This window comes from Desulfitibacter alkalitolerans DSM 16504, assembly GCF_000620305.1.
Classification (GTDB): Bacteria; Bacillota; DSM-16504; order Desulfitibacterales; family Desulfitibacteraceae; genus Desulfitibacter; species Desulfitibacter alkalitolerans.
Window position 1 is genome coordinate 84,504 of the sequence record NZ_KK211102.1, and the last position, 14,910, is coordinate 99,413.

Consider the following 14,910-nt stretch of genomic DNA (forward strand, 5'->3'; position numbering starts at 1 on the left):
TATTTTATCATATTCGTCCTTGCTAGTGCCATATAACATTTTGAGTATAACATGTAACATGTTAGCTTAGCAAGTAAAACTTGTACAACCTAAAGCTAATTTGCTATAATAACTATATCAACTGTAGGGTGTGATATGGTGAATATTAAAAAGGCTCCAAGCTTAAAAGAACAGGTATATGATTATCTTCGTGAGGCTATCTTAAATACTGATCTTGAAATTGGCAAGCTTTATTCTGACCAGTGGGTTGCCAATAATATTGGTGTCAGCAGGACCCCAGTCAGGGAAGCTGTTTTGCAGCTGCAGCATGAAGGGCTAATTGATGTTGTGCCCTACAGGGGCTTTATTATAAAAATGATTTCCAAGAAAGAAATAATTGATATCTTCCAGCTTAGAGAAGCAATTGAAGGCTTTTCCATAAGACAGCTTATCCTTTCAAAAAAAAGCTCCCCTGCCAATTTTACAGACCTTTTGCATGAATTAAACCAGGCAATAAAATGCCAGGAAATAGCCAATCAAAAGGAAGACTCAAAGGACTTTTGGAACGCAGATAGATTATTCCATGAAAGCATAGTCAAGCATTGCGGCAATAAATGCTTTAATGATATTTACAGATCCCACCGCGACAAAATACAGCTAATTGCCCTGGAGACACTCAAGGATAAAAGCAGATTATATTCTGCCTTATCAGAACATAAGATTGTTGTGGAAGCAATAGAAAAAGGCACAGAGCTTGAAGCTTATGAAAAAATATCATTTCACTTAAACAGCACCAAATCCTTGATTATGAAAGCACTTGAAAAATATAATCTAGGCGCAGAAGCTTCTAACAATTAGCTAACTCTTGCCCCCACCTTCTTGTCTTTATACCTTGCGTTTTCTTGGTAAAAAGGGGGCAGCTTAGGTGTTCCCTGGCTGGCCCCTTTAAATAACCTACTTGGTCCATTTTAGATAAGCGCCCTTCATGGGTGAGGTGGCCATGGATTGAAATAACCCTAGAACACCCTTGTTCTCTTTAACTGGTCTAGTCCAGTTCTTTTTACGCTCTGCTAGTACTTTTTCAACTTCTTCCTTACTTGTTTCTTTGCCTGCTATTCCTACTATTTCCAGCTTCCTTGCAGGAATGTTTACTGTAATCAGGTCTCCTTCTTCTACTAGGGCCAGGGGCCCTCCTGTTGCTGCTTCTGGGGACACGTGACCTATTGCCGGTCCTCTGGTTGCTCCTGAGAATCTTCCGTCTGTTATCAGTGCTGTTGTTGCTACTAGTTCTGGGTTTGTATATATAGCTTCTGTTGTTCTAAGCATCTCCGGCATTCCTGCTCCCTGGGGTCCCTCATATCTAATGATAATCATGTCTCCAGGCTTTATTTCTCCTGATAATATTGCTTCTACTGCTGCTTCTTCACTGTCATATGGTTTTGCCGGTCCTGTGTGGACGTGCATTTTGGGGTCTACTGCTGCGTGTTTTACTACTGCTCCTTCTGGGGCCAGGTTTCCGTATAGTACTGCTAGTCCTCCACCCTGCTTGTATGGCTTGTCTATTGGTTGGATTACTTCTTCTGTTGTCAGGCCATAGTTTCTTAGGTAGCCCTTGCCCACTTGGAAGTAGCCGTCTCTTTCTAATTCTTCCAGGTTTTCTCCTACTGTTTTGCCTGTGACTGTCAATGCATCCAGGTGCAGGTAGTCTTTTAGCTGCATCATTAGTCCTGGTACTCCTCCTGCAAACCACAGAAGTTCTGTGGGCCATTTGCCGCTTGTTTTCAGGCTTACTAGTACTGGTACTTTGGCGTGTATTTCTTCAAACAGGTCTGCTGTTATGTCCAGGCCTACTTCATGGGCTATTGCCGGTATATGCAGGGTTGCATTTGTTGAGCCTGAGATTGCTGCATGGATGACGATTGCGTTTTCAAAGGCTTTTCTTGTTAGTATTTGTCTTGGGGTTATGCTTTTTTCCATGAGCTCTTTTACTTTTTCTGCTGCTTTATACGATAAGTGCTCCAGCTGGTTGATGCTTGCCGGCATCAGGGCGTTGCCCGGCAGGCTCAAGCCCAATGCTTCTGACATGGTCTGCATTGTGCTGGCTGTGCCCATGAATTGACATGCTCCACAGGTTGGGCAGGAGTTGATTTGTTCTACCAGCAGTTCATGGCTTGTGATTTCCCCTCTTTTTTCTTTGAAGCCTGAGCCATAGAGCTTTTCTGATGATAGATAGTCTGGTCCTGGCATCATTGCTCCACCACTAATATGGATCCCTGGCATGTCAAGTCTTGCTAATGCTTTGAGATGGGCCGGTATTGATTTGTCACAGCTTGATATGAGCATGATGCCGTCAAAGGGTGAGCTCAGGGCATGGATTTCCACCATCATTGCTATGACTTCTCTTGACACCAATGAGTAGTTCATTCCGTCATGGGCCATGGCTATTCCGTCACACATGTCTGTTACCGTGTATACTGCCGGTTTGCAGCCCACGCTGTATAATCCATTTTTTGCTGATTTTACTAATTTGTCCAGGTGATAGCTTCCTGGGTGGCTGTCTCCAAATACACTGTCTATTAACACCTGCGGCTTTGCAAGGTCTGATGGTGTCCAGCCGCTTCCCAGGCGCAGTCCATCTCCCTGGGTGTTTACTTTTCTAAGGTGCTGGCTTTTTAGCATGGTTTTTTCTCACCCCGATTTCACTATAATTGGTTTTTATATTTGCAAGCTCCACTCTAGTTTTCTTCTAATGCCTTCCTAAGCTTTGCTAATTCTTCCTCACTAATCTTGTAGCAGTGCTCCGGACCTGGGAAAGCAACATTCTCAACGTCTGCCTTGTATTCAAGAAGTGCTTTTTCAATATACTCATTCATATTTGCATATTGCTTAACAAACTTGGCAACATGTCCTCCAAAAAAACCCAACAGGTCATGTACCACAAGAACCTGACCATCACAATAGGGGCCTGCACCAATACTTAAGATAGGAATTCTTGCCCTTTCAGTAATAATCTGGGCTACTTCAGCAGGTATAGCTTCCAATAGAACGCTCACACAGCCTGCTTCCTCAAGGGCTTTTGCATCTTCTATGAGTTTAATTGCTGCTGAAACATCCCTGCCTTGAGCTTTAAATCCACCAAGCATGGCAACTGACTGGGGAGTAAGTCCCAGATGTCCCATAACTGGAATGCCTGCCTTTGTAATAGCACTGATTCGGTCCACCATTTCAATACCACCTTCAAGCTTAACACCATCAACGCCAGCCTCCTGCATTAGCCTTCCTGCATTAGCAACGGCCTGTTCAACAGATACTTGATAGGACATGTATGGCATATCACCTATTACGAAACAATTTGGAGCTCCCTTTCTTACAGCCCTGGAATGGTTTACCATCATATCCATGGTTACCGGCAGTGTGCTGTCAAACCCGTAGACACACATTCCAAGAGAATCTCCCACTAAAATAATATCAATACCTACTTTGTCTTCTATAGCAGCAGTGGGAAAATCATAGGCTGTAATAAAGGTGATTTTCTCTCCCCTTGCTTTTTTCTCCATTAGGGTATGAATTGTAACCTTCTTTCTTGTTGAAGCTTGAGTTGGTGCTGTCCAAGTACTCATATTTATTCCTCCTCGTTTATGCAAAAATACAATCTCTATGTTATCAAACACTAAGGGTGGGGAGGAGGAAGTGGTTTTTATGCAGCCACTTCCTTTCTCAAAAGCTGGTATTAGCTGTATTTTTCTATTTTTTAACTATAGGAAAAGTATTTGCACCTTGCGGCATAACAGTTACTTTCGGATTTGTAGTTCCACATTTTTCATAAGCAATCTTTAAAGCATCCTCAATGGAAGTTACAGGAATAAGCTTGGCCTTTTTAGCAAATTCAGCGTTCTCCGGTTTTGTCAGCAGGATAAAAGGCCCCTTGTCACTGCACTCTACCTCTTTAAAAGCAACCCAGCCTGGAATTGTAAAGTTTGCTCTTAATGCCCTTTCCATCTCATAGGTTGATTCATAATTAAACCACTGGGTAAACTCCTCAGGCTCCATAATATCTGGACATTCTGATAAGATAATGGCAGCTCCGCCCTTTTTCATGGCATAATAGGCATTATCCATTGTCTTTCCTGTCTGGTAAAGGTTTATATCCTTTGGATATCCCCCGGCAGTTGCAATAACAATATCAGCTTCCTCCTGGATTTCAATTCCATACATTTTGTCCACAAGCTCTGTTCCATGGAGCCATGCTGAAATCCAGTTGCCGGCAAAAACCCCTGCTATATCCCCTTCAGGATTAGGAACAACATTTACTATAAAATCTGGGTTGACAAAGGCTGCTATTTCCATCATGTCCTCATGACATTCATTGCCCCTGGTATATTTTGAAGCAGAACGTGGATTTGAGCCGCTTCCTAGTTCAGGTCCCATGGCCCACAGGTGGTTTTGCTGAATGGTCTTAATTGAAGCAATCCCAGGTAAAACACTTTTTCTTCCGCCACCATATCCAACCATATAGTGATAAATGATACCACCAGTTAATATAACCTTGTCAGCTTCTGTAAAGATTCTATTAACTGAGACCTCAGTGCCTCTACTTGTCTTGCCAAGGTATACCATGTTCTTAGTATCCCAGGCGTCATGATTGACAACTTTAACCCTGTTATAAACTTCCTCACAGCATAGTTCCCTGCATTCTTGCTCCGTATTTGCCCTGTGCCCACCTACAGCAATAACTATGGTAATATTCTCATCAGGTACCCCTGCTGCATTTAAATAGTTAATAAGAAGGGGCAGTGTTAAATAATTTTTCTGCCATGCTCTTGTAATATCGCTTACTGTAATAGCCACAGTATCCCCGGGCTTAATAATTTCTTTTAAGGGAGGAGCATCAATGGGATGATCAAGGGCTGTTAAATATGCTGCTTCTAGATTTTCAAGTGCCGGATAGTCTGCACCCAGTACAACATCAAGAATTTGTTCTTCCGGAATGGAAAATGTTACTGTTCCTTTGCCATATTTAAGATTAAACTCTCTTTCTGCCAAGACTTACGCCTCCTTGTGCATATTTGTAAAACCATTCAGGATTTATCTAAGAATACTTGGCAACCATAAGCTTAGCCCTGGGAAATAGGTAATAACAAGTAAGGCTATAATTGATGCCAGTAAATACCACCAGTTAGCATTTATGAGCTTTTCTATTGGCATCTTCCGCATACTAGATGCAACAAAAAGATTCACGCCAAGGGGTGGTGTGATCATACCTATTGCCAGGTTCACTACCATGATAATACCAAAGTGAATTGGATCTATTCCCAACTGAATAACTGCAGGGAAAAGTATGGGAGCCAGAATAATAATAGCCGCATTTGTTTCCATAAATGTACCAACAACTAGTAACAGCAGGTTTAAGATCATAAGCAGCATTATAGGATTATCTGTAATGGCTATTAACATTTGCGCAACCTTCATGGGAATCTGCTCTCTTGTTAGAATTAAACCAAAAGCTGATGCCGCCGCTACAATTAGCAGAACCAATGAGCTGCTGATAGCTGCAGTTCTCAAAATTTGGGGTAGATCTTTAAAAGATAATTCTTTATATACAAATAAACCTACTATTAAACCATAAACAACAGCTATATTGGCAGCCTCTGTGGGTGTAAAGATACCCCCATAAATACCACCAAGTATGATGATAGGCATGAATATAGCCCAGATGGCATCCTTAAAAGAAGCCCAGATCTCTCCAGGAGTAGCTGGCCTGTCAGCCCCGCGATAGTTATTCTTCTTGGCAATAATAACTGCTACTATAGCAAGGGATAAACCAATAACCATACCTGGCACAAAGCCCGCCATGAACAAGCCGCCAATTGATGTGCCAGTTACTACACCATAGGTAATCATGGGAATACTAGGAGGAATAATAACTCCTATATAACCGGAACTAGCCTGGGTAGCCGTTGCAAATTCTTCCTTGTAGCCATTTTTGACCATGGCTGGAATCATAATAGCACCAATGGCAGCCACAGTGGCAGGAGAAGAACCTGAAATAGCAGCAAAAAACATGGATGCCAGGATTGTAACCAGTGCAAAGCCCCCAAAAAAGCTTCCTACTAATGAATTAGCAAAATTAATCAGCCTTTTAGAAATACCTCCCCTTTCCATTACAGCTCCAGCAATCATAAAGAAGGGAACTGCCATTAATGGAAAGGAGTCTACAGCTGTAAACATTCTTTGTGCTGCCACTTGAACAGCAACAATGTCAGTAACCCAGATTGTTAAAATAGTAGCCAGCCCAATACTAACTGCAATTGGCACACTAGCTATTACAAGTACTGCAAAAAGTCCAAAAAGCAATGCTGCAACCATATTACCTTACACCCCCTCTTGCTTAAATTGTCTATAGGTTGCTTGTAAAAACCTAATACTCATTAAAACAGCTCCAAAGGGAAGTGAGGCATAAGCTATCCAGATTGGAATAAGCATGGCAGGAGATTTTTGTCCGGTTTTCATTAAAAATGATACTATTATTAATGACAAGTACACCAATAATGCAGAAAAAATAAATGATACAAACATTGCAAAAACCCTCATATATTTATTAAAGGGCTTGGGTAATGAACCTACAACTACATTAATACCAATGTGAGCCCCTTCCTTAGCAGCAATAGCTGCACCAATAAATACAGCATAAGCCATAATATATCGTGCTAATTCCTCTGACCAGGGAAGCGAGGACTTAATCACGAACCTAAAAAATACCTGCAAAAATATAACTACTATCATAGTTAAATAAAGAATTGTTACAGAATAGTCTTCAAATTTGTCTAAAACAGTAAAGAAGGAAGATTGCTTTTTTGCTTCCATGATTTTCCTCCCTGACACTTTCATAATAATATCAGTGTCTATTATCATTTTAATTTTGAATTAGATTTTATTATATAGTTGAGCAGGAATTAAATCCTGCTCAACTCATTTGATATTTGGATAGACTTTATTCAGCAAGCTTTCTAATTTGTTCAATTAAGTCCTTGCCAATTGTATCTTCCCATTTGTCATATACTGGGGCCATTGCTTCCTGCCATGGACCTTTATCAGGAGTTGTAATCTGCATTCCTGCTTCTGCTAATTTATCTACTAGCTCATCATCCATATCCTGAATCATTTTTCTCTGAATTGCTGTAGCTTCAATAGCTGCCTGCGCAAATATTGCCTGGTCCTCAGCGCTTAACTTATCCCAGGTAGCCTGACTGATTAACAGTGGAGCTGGAGCATAGAAGTGACCTGTTAAAGCCAGGTGTTCCTGAACCTCCTGGAATCTGGAAGTATAAATAATTGGTAATGGGTTTTCCTGTCCATCAACAGTTCTTTGCTGTAAAGCTGTAAATAATTCACCAAATGCCATTGGAGTAGGATCTGCACCGATTTGTCTAAAGGAATCCATATGGATTGGGTTTTCCATTGTTCTAATCTTAATGCCTACCATGTCTTCTGGTAGATTAATTGGTTTTTTGGAGTTGGTAATATTTCTAAATCCATTTTCCCAGAAAGCTAGACCTTTAATTCCAGTACCTTCTAATTGTGCAAATATACCTTGCCCAATTTCACCGTCTAATACTTTATGGGCATGGGCCTTGTCGACAAACAAGAATGGAAGGTCAGTTACCAGGAAGGCATCTGAAAAACCTGCTAGTGGAGCAGTTGATACAACTGTTAAATCTACTGTGCCCATTTGCACACCTTCAATAACTTCTCTTTCTGAGCCCAACTGTGCAGCAGGGTATACTTCTATTTTATATCTTCCTCCAGTTCTTTCTTCTATCATCTTACCATACTCTATCATACCAAGAGCATATGGGTGAGTTGCGTCAGGAGTAACACCTGCTTTTAGCACAACCGTTTTAACCTCTTCTCCGCCGCCTCCAGTACCTGGATCTTTAGATCCTCCACCACAACCAGCTGCTAGTGCCATGGCAAATAAAGCCACTACTAAAAGCACTAAAATCTTTAAACTTCTCTTTTTCACAAATACTCCTCCTTAGTGTTTGTAATCTGTAGTTTAAATCTAGTACACCTTACAGTAAATCATTTCTGATTGCCTATCACCCCCTTAAAATACTATGGCCTCGTATAAAACCTTACATGGTCCTTGCTATACGACAAATTGCAAAATCTCTTTGTCCTAAAACTTCTGACTTCGTCTGCTTCCCATTTATAACCTGTAGGTATTCTTCATATATTTCTCTGCCAACTTCCTCAACAGTTTTGCCGCCAGTCATAATTGTACTTGCATCAATGTCAATGTTATCCATCATTGTTTTAACTGTTTTGGGATTTCCACAAACCTTTACAACTGGTGCTATTGGAGCACCTGTCGGTGTGCCTCTGCCAGTAGTAAATACAATTAGTTGCGCACCACCGGCTATCATGCCGGTAATTGACTCTATGTCATGTCCTGGAGTATCCATTACCACTAAACCCTTTTCACTGGGTTCCTCTGCAAATTGAATCACTTCATTTATAACGGAAGATCCTGCCTTATAGATACATCCAAGAGATTTTTCCTCTATTGTTGTTAAACCTCCCTCAATATTACCAGGAGTAGGGTTACCCCCTCTAATATCAACTCCAAGTCTTTTTGATTCCTTTTCAACATTTGCCACTATCTCATAAATCTGCCTGGCTACTTCAGCATTCTTGGCCCTTTTAGCCAGAATATGCTCGGTACCAGTTAACTCCGTTGTTTCTGAAAGAATTACAGTACCACCTGCTTCAACAAGCAGGTCAGATGCAAAACCTGTTGCTGGATTAGCAGCTAATCCAGATGTGGTATCAGAACCTCCACATTCTGTCCCCAGAATAATGTCACTTATGTCTACTGGTTGTCTTTGAATCTGAGATGCATTCATAACCATATCCCTGACTATTTCTGAACCCCTGGCTACAGTTTTTAAGGTGCCTCCCTCATCTTGAATTGTCATATGAGCTACAGGCTTTCCTGTCACCTCTATTTCAGCAGCAAGGTCTTTAGGCTGCAGGGTTTCACATCCCAGGCCAACTACAAGTACTGCTGCCACATTAGGATTTTTGCCAAAGCCTATTAAGGTACGCGCAGTTTGCTCCTTATCACTTCCAATTTGGGAACAGCCATGTTGATGTATTATAGGGATGGCCCCTGGAACCTGAGCCGCTATCATTTCCACTGCCCTGTTGGCACAGACAACTGATGAAATAATAACCACATGATTTCTTATGCCTACCTGTCCATTTTCCCTGCGAAAACCAGTTAATTGCATCTTATATCCCCCTTAATTACTCAAATCCCCTCTACCCCTCTGGCTCAATACATTGTGCACATGAACATGCTCGCCCATGGATATATCTTCCGTTGTTACTCCAATTTCCTCTCCATATTTATATACTGGGCTTCCCTTTTTAATGTCTTTTATTGCCACCTTATGCCCAAACTTAATGTCTGCTTGAAGGGTAATAATAAATGCTTCGCTGCCTGTTTCAACTGCAATTTCCTGACCCTTTTGCAAATCTACTGTAGCTGTAGCCACATTATCCTTTGGATTTATAACAATTAATTGCTGCATTATTCCACCCCCTACAAAACCTGTTTATCATCTAAAAATGCTTCATTTTTATATCCTAATTCCCTGGAAATAGCCATGGCAGTGCTCTTAACTTCTTCAACTATTTCATTAAATTTCTGCCCTATTATTTTTGCTGTTGGCCCAGACACACTTATAGCTGCCTTAACCCTGCCATAATTATCAAAGATTGGCGCCGCTACACAACTTACTCCACTAATTAACTCTTCATTATCCAAAGCATAGCCTTTTGCCCTGATTATTTCTAATTCTTTTACTAACTCTTCAATATTTGTTATAGTTTTATTTGTATAACGGGGCATGCCTCTTTTTTCAACTATGCTTCTTGCTTCATGGGTTGGCATATATGCCAGCAATGCCTTGCCTACTCCTGTACAGTGAGTTGGCATTCTCATTCCAACCTGTGTCACTACCCTTAATGAAATACGGTGCCATTCCCTTTTATCAATGTAGAGCACTTCATTGCTGTCCAAAATAACAAGGTGTACCGTCTCCCCCAAATGCTCAAGCAGCCTTTGTATGTGAGGTGATGCAACTGTTCTTACATCCCAATTATGAGAGACTATGGTTCCCAGTTCAAAAAGACGTATTCCTAGTCTATACTTGCCATTAAAGGGCGACTGCTCTACATAGTGATAGTCTCTTAATGTTGACAGCAGCCCATGAACTGTGCTTTTTGGAAGCCCTAACTGATTAGTTATTTCCCCAAGGGCCATCTCTCTATTTGCTGATGCTAAAATGTCAAGTATTTTTGCGGCCCTGGCCACAGATTGTATTTGGTTATTTTTACGTACATCAGCAACCATGTCTTTTATACAGCCCCTCACTCAAAAATTCTTAAAACCCCCAAAAACAACATGAGTGTAACATGTACCATGTTACGCTAAGGCGCTCCATTATCAAGAGCTTCCCTTCTTGCTTTGCCATTATTAACCGTGAAGTTACCAGTATTGAAATAACTTGACTTATATTCTAAATATTCAAACCTTTTAAGACCACTATTTATTACACTTTTATTAGTTGTATCTTTTCGACATTAGTTTGTTTATTCCTGCAGGAAATGTTCGGCAATATCGAATTGTGTTCGGTTATTTAGTCAGCAATGACACTAACTTTATTTCTCCGGCAGCCATCCCATGCTCTTAGATATTGCCCTGCCCGCTTCCTGAACTGAATCCACCAGGCCCTTAATGGTTTCAACAGGAAACTGAGAAGCAGACCCAGAGGCACTAATGGCAGCTATTATATTTCCTTTATAATTATATACTGGCACAGCTACACAGTTTAGGCCTAATTCAAGCTCCTCAAGATCCAGTGCATATCCTAAAGCTCTAGCCTTTTGCACCTGTTTTAGTAATTCATATAAATTATCTACCGTGTTGGGAGTTAATTTATTAAACTCGCTTTTGGACAGTGCTTTGATAATTTCTTCATCAGGGATTCCCCCAAGAAGTATTTTTCCAACAGCTGTGCAGTATAGAGGCACTCTCTTTCCAACCCGGGAGTATCTAATCATGCCCTTGGGCGGCTCAACCTTGTCAATGTATATTGCTTCCCAGCCATCCATAACCACAAGGTGGACGGCAATCCCACAGGCTTCTGCAAGCTTTTCAATGTGTGCTCTAGCTCTATGCCTAATGTCCATATTTGCTGCTACCATATTGCCCAGTTCAAATAGCTTTAGTCCTAATCTATATTTACCGGTACTTTCATTTTTTTCTACAAAACCTTCCCTTTCCAGGGTAAAGATTGACCTGTGCACAGTAGTCCGGTGGATACCTGTAATCTTACTTATTTCTAAAACTGACAGTTCTTTTTTATTATAATCGAAGGCAGATAAAACCTTGACACCTTTAGCGAGAGAGTGTACAAAGTAGCCATCTAGTTTATTAGTCAAAAGTGAATCCTCCCTGATTGATGCGACTATTTAGGCACTATGTTTCATGTTACATGGGCGAACATAAAGTTCAAACGCCTATATTATTCTATTTGATTCACAAATATCCTTTTTTATTTTTAAAATTTTTATAAATGTGCGAATTAATCCTAAATCTTAAATTAAGCCTGTTTTTTACCTGACCAGAGGCAGAAAAAAATCCAGCAAGCCTTAAGCCTACTGGATTTCTATAAGGAGGAGGTTAAAAAAATTTCATTAAATACTAGATTTTTTCTTAAACAATGGAGCACATATTGCTATAATTGCCAAAGTTAATAAAATAGCACTAATAGGCCTACTAAAGAATATTGTATAATCCCCATTTGCCATTTGCAGTGCACGGCGAAAATTAACTTCAGCTAAAGGTCCTAGAACTACACCCAGTATTATAGGTGGTAAGGGAAACTTGTTTTTTTCTAAGTAAAACCCAATAACCCCAAAAATTAACATTATCCAAATATCAAATATCGAATTTCTTACAGAGTATGTTCCTATAATACATAAAACTAAAATAATTGGACCCATAACAGTATAAGGCACTCTCATGATTTGGGAAAATAATGAGATAAATGGTTTGGAAAAAACTAAGATTAATAGATTTACCAAAAGCAAACCCATAAAAATACTATAGACCAAGTTTGGTTCTCTTACAATTAACATGGGTCCTGGCTGTAATCCATGAAGAATAAAAGCCCCTAAAATTACTGCTGTTGTGGCACTACCGGGGATTCCAAATGATAACAATGGAACCATAGCACCCATGGCTGCAGCATTATTAGCGGATTCAGGAGCAGCAATCCCTTCAGGTATCCCTGTACCAAATTCTCTAGGGTTTTTTGACCACCGAACTGCTTCACTATAACTAAGCATAGCCGCTGTAGTTGCTCCAACCCCAGGAAGTATTCCTACAAAAACACCAAGGAGTGATGAACGGGCTATTGTACTAGCTATGCGCTTGAAAATTGAAAGATCAAAAATTTTGGTTTGAACTTTCTTGAAAGTAAGTTTTATATTTTTTTCACCTGATTTTCTAAAAATTTCTGAAACGGCAAACAACCCAATTAGTACAGGTATAAGGTTAATACCTTGAATAAGATTTAAAGAGTTAAAGGTAAAACGCAAGGTTCCTGTAAGTGGATCCATTCCAATGGTCGCAATGAATAATCCAAAAAGTACACCAATTAGACCAAAGATTAGCTGTCCACCACTCAAAGAAGCTACAACACTTAATCCTAAAACTGCTAATGCAAAATATTCAGCAGAGGAGAACTTCAGTGCAAAAGATACTAATATCGGAGTTAGAAAAATTAGCATAACTACCCCGAAAGTTCCACCTGTTACAGAGCTAAATATTGCTGTTCCCAGTGCTCGCCCTGCATGCCCCTTTTGGGCCATTGGATAGCCATCAAATACTGTTGCAATAGCCTCTGGTGTGCCAGGTGTTCTAAACAAGATGGCACTTATCATTCCAGAGAAAACAGAAGCAGCATATATACCTGTCAACATTAAAAATGCAGAGACCTTATCCATACCATATGTTAAGGGTAATAATATAATTACGAGCATAGTTCCACTTATACCAGGTAACGCTCCCCCAAGAAAACCTATAGCAACTGCTAAAAAAAGATAGAATAAATGCAAAGGCTCTAAAACCGAGAGTAACCCATAAAATAATCCTTCTAACATTGTTTTCCTCCTCCATATTTTCTACATATATTTTCATTTAATAAAACCATAAACTAATATTCCTGAAAATTCCAAATCCGCGAGGCAATGGAATTTCTAAAAAAATTGCAAAAACATAAATTACCCAAATACTACTTATCACAGTCATTAAAGTTAGATGAGTCCAACGTCTCATTCCCAGTACCCAGGCTGAAGACAGAATTAATAACGGCGTTGCAATTATAAATCCTATATAATTTATAAATAAGGCATATAAAAACAGTAATAAGATAATAATCCAATAACGATTAGGATAAGCAATCTTTGATTCAACGAATTCCTTTTCTATTTCTCCTGACTCATCGGCCATAACCTCATCTTTTTTATTTTTTTCTACCTTATTTTTATATGTTTGAACAAGTAACATTACACTAAGTATAAACATAAGACTTAAAATAGCAGTTGGCCAAAAACCGGGACCTAGTAGTCCAGCTGTTCGGGCGGCAGGAAATTTCAATGCATAAGGCAAAAATAATATTGGAAAAGCAATTGTGATAACTCCTATTATCCAATTAAAACTCATAGCTTACCTCCCAATTAAGAATTTTGGAGATAAGCCTAAGCTTATCTCCTTTACCCACTCCTATAGCTGATGTAAATTCTATCTATTAAGTTCCTCAAGTACTGCCTTAAATTTAGCTATATCTTGTTCCAGTTTGGCAGTATATTCTGCTGAGCCCATCCAGCCTGGTCTCAGATGTAAGAAAGATTGTTTTTCATATTCTTTGTAAGTAGGTGTTTCCATTGCTTGTTTAATTGCACTTTCTAATTTTGCAATAATTTCAGATGGAGCATCAGCACGAATAGCAAGGGCCCTTTCTACACCAGTTGTTAAATCCCAACCATACTCTACAGTAGTTGGAACTTCTGGAAAATCTTCTAATCTTTTGTCATTAAATATTACAATTGGGATTACATCTCCACTTTCAATGTATGCTATGGCAGGGCCTATCTCTTCTATCATGGCATCAATATGACCACCTAAAAGCTCAGCATGCATTAAACCAGCCCCATCAATGGGTATATAGTTCAATTCAATGCCAGCCATGTGCGCAAACATTGCTGCATGCACTTCGTCTACACCCATAGAACCTGTTCCACCAATTGTTATTTGGCCCGGGTTTGCTTTTGCTGCTGCAAGAAATTCATCCAGGTTCTTGAACCTGTCAGGCCTAACTTGTACAGCAAAAGTATCTGCCTGCACCCGGGCAATTGGAATTAGTTTGTCTAATCCATTTGGATTTGTCCCTGCTGCTGTTGTATAAGGGAATGAGGAAAATACCACAAGGGTGTACCCATCAGCTGGTGCCAGGGCAGCATTTTGTTTAGCTATTACACCTGCCCCTCCTGGTTGGTTAATAACTATAATGTTAACACCAAGGATTTTTTCCATTTCTTTAGCAATTGCACGGGCAAAAAGATCTGAGCCTCCTCCTGCACCATGTCCCACTAAGATTTCAATATTACGTGTGGGATAATTATCTGCAGGGTTTGAAGATACATCATTTTTCTCTTGTTGATTTCCACAAGCTGTTAAAACTAGACCTAGTATTAATACGAAAGACATTAAAACAAGCCAACTTTTTTTCATAAAAATCCTCCTCGTTTTAATAATTTTTGAATTTTCCATCTTCTCATGATAAAAAGAATAGAAAG

Annotated in this window: 14 protein-coding genes; 1 reads left to right on the forward strand and 13 read right to left on the reverse strand. The window is 39.8% G+C overall.

The window, feature by feature from the left end:
• The first annotated feature begins 135 nt into the window (after positions 1 to 135).
• A complete protein-coding gene (locus K364_RS25760; RefSeq protein ID WP_084295906.1) occupies positions 136 to 837 on the forward strand; it encodes a GntR family transcriptional regulator in 702 nt (233 codons plus the stop codon).
• Positions 838 to 933: 96 nt separating this feature from the next.
• On the opposite strand, the gene ilvD is transcribed toward K364_RS25760, so the two are convergent.
• From ilvD to K364_RS24300, 13 genes are all read right to left on the reverse strand, one after another.
• Positions 934 to 2,658 carry a dihydroxy-acid dehydratase gene (gene ilvD / locus K364_RS0114630; RefSeq protein ID WP_028308638.1) on the reverse strand — a complete coding sequence of 575 codons (1,725 nt, stop codon included), beginning with the start codon at positions 2,656 to 2,658 and terminating at the stop codon, positions 934 to 936.
• Between the two features lie 56 nt (positions 2,659 to 2,714).
• Positions 2,715 to 3,599 (reverse strand): 3-methyl-2-oxobutanoate hydroxymethyltransferase, encoded by an 885-nt coding sequence (panB, locus tag K364_RS0114635; protein WP_051534102.1) that lies wholly within the window; start codon positions 3,597 to 3,599, stop codon positions 2,715 to 2,717.
• A gap of 124 nt (positions 3,600 to 3,723) precedes the next feature.
• Complete coding sequence (gene larAH10 / locus K364_RS0114640; protein WP_028308640.1) at positions 3,724 to 5,022, reverse strand: NPN-dependent 2-hydroxyacid racemase, LarAH10 family; 1,299 nt, start codon at positions 5,020 to 5,022, stop codon at positions 3,724 to 3,726.
• A gap of 42 nt (positions 5,023 to 5,064) precedes the next feature.
• Complete coding sequence (locus K364_RS0114645) at positions 5,065 to 6,345, reverse strand: TRAP transporter large permease (RefSeq protein WP_028308641.1); 1,281 nt, start codon at positions 6,343 to 6,345, stop codon at positions 5,065 to 5,067.
• A 6-nt stretch (positions 6,346 to 6,351) separates the two neighbouring features.
• Positions 6,352 to 6,843, reverse strand: a complete 492-nt coding sequence (locus tag K364_RS0114650; protein WP_028308642.1) for a TRAP transporter small permease — start codon at positions 6,841 to 6,843, stop codon at positions 6,352 to 6,354.
• 127 nt (positions 6,844 to 6,970) lie between these two features.
• A complete protein-coding gene (locus K364_RS0114655) occupies positions 6,971 to 8,002 on the reverse strand; it encodes a TRAP transporter substrate-binding protein (protein WP_028308643.1) in 1,032 nt (343 codons plus the stop codon).
• 112 nt (positions 8,003 to 8,114) lie between these two features.
• On the reverse strand, positions 8,115 to 9,272 hold the full coding sequence (locus tag K364_RS0114660; protein ID WP_028308644.1) for a UxaA family hydrolase: 1,158 nt from the start codon (positions 9,270 to 9,272) through the stop codon (positions 8,115 to 8,117).
• 12 nt (positions 9,273 to 9,284) lie between these two features.
• Positions 9,285 to 9,578 carry a UxaA family hydrolase gene (locus tag K364_RS0114665; protein ID WP_028308645.1) on the reverse strand — a complete coding sequence of 98 codons (294 nt, stop codon included), beginning with the start codon at positions 9,576 to 9,578 and terminating at the stop codon, positions 9,285 to 9,287.
• 8 nt (positions 9,579 to 9,586) lie between these two features.
• On the reverse strand, positions 9,587 to 10,399 hold the full coding sequence (locus K364_RS0114670) for an IclR family transcriptional regulator (protein ID WP_028308646.1): 813 nt from the start codon (positions 10,397 to 10,399) through the stop codon (positions 9,587 to 9,589).
• Positions 10,400 to 10,707: 308 nt separating this feature from the next.
• Complete coding sequence (locus K364_RS0114675; protein ID WP_028308647.1) at positions 10,708 to 11,490, reverse strand: IclR family transcriptional regulator; 783 nt, start codon at positions 11,488 to 11,490, stop codon at positions 10,708 to 10,710.
• Positions 11,491 to 11,745: 255 nt separating this feature from the next.
• Positions 11,746 to 13,215: a tripartite tricarboxylate transporter permease gene (locus K364_RS0114680; RefSeq protein ID WP_028308648.1), complete on the reverse strand. Its 1,470-nt coding sequence runs from the start codon at positions 13,213 to 13,215 to the stop codon at positions 11,746 to 11,748.
• Between the two features lie 37 nt (positions 13,216 to 13,252).
• Positions 13,253 to 13,777 carry a tripartite tricarboxylate transporter TctB family protein gene (locus K364_RS0114685; protein WP_028308649.1) on the reverse strand — a complete coding sequence of 175 codons (525 nt, stop codon included), beginning with the start codon at positions 13,775 to 13,777 and terminating at the stop codon, positions 13,253 to 13,255.
• Positions 13,778 to 13,855: 78 nt separating this feature from the next.
• Positions 13,856 to 14,845 carry a tripartite tricarboxylate transporter substrate binding protein gene (locus K364_RS24300; RefSeq protein WP_035269565.1) on the reverse strand — a complete coding sequence of 330 codons (990 nt, stop codon included), beginning with the start codon at positions 14,843 to 14,845 and terminating at the stop codon, positions 13,856 to 13,858.
• Positions 14,846 to 14,910 lie beyond the last annotated feature (65 nt).

Coding starts and splice junctions, on each gene's coding strand:
- K364_RS25760 (WP_084295906.1), top strand. CDS start 136: ATGGTGAATATTAAAAAGGCTCCAAGCTTAAAAGAACAGGTATATGAT.
- ilvD (WP_028308638.1), bottom strand. CDS start 2,658: ATGCTAAAAAGCCAGCACCTTAGAAAAGTAAACACCCAGGGAGATGGA.
- panB (WP_051534102.1), bottom strand. CDS start 3,599: ATGAGTACTTGGACAGCACCAACTCAAGCTTCAACAAGAAAGAAGGTT.
- K364_RS0114645 (WP_028308641.1), bottom strand. CDS start 6,345: ATGGTTGCAGCATTGCTTTTTGGACTTTTTGCAGTACTTGTAATAGCT.
- K364_RS0114650 (WP_028308642.1), bottom strand. CDS start 6,843: ATGGAAGCAAAAAAGCAATCTTCCTTCTTTACTGTTTTAGACAAATTT.
- K364_RS0114660 (WP_028308644.1), bottom strand. CDS start 9,272: ATGCAATTAACTGGTTTTCGCAGGGAAAATGGACAGGTAGGCATAAGA.
- K364_RS0114670 (WP_028308646.1), bottom strand. CDS start 10,399: ATGGTTGCTGATGTACGTAAAAATAACCAAATACAATCTGTGGCCAGG.
- K364_RS0114680 (WP_028308648.1), bottom strand. CDS start 13,215: ATGTTAGAAGGATTATTTTATGGGTTACTCTCGGTTTTAGAGCCTTTG.
- K364_RS0114685 (WP_028308649.1), bottom strand. CDS start 13,777: ATGAGTTTTAATTGGATAATAGGAGTTATCACAATTGCTTTTCCAATA.
- K364_RS24300 (WP_035269565.1), bottom strand. CDS start 14,845: ATGAAAAAAAGTTGGCTTGTTTTAATGTCTTTCGTATTAATACTAGGT.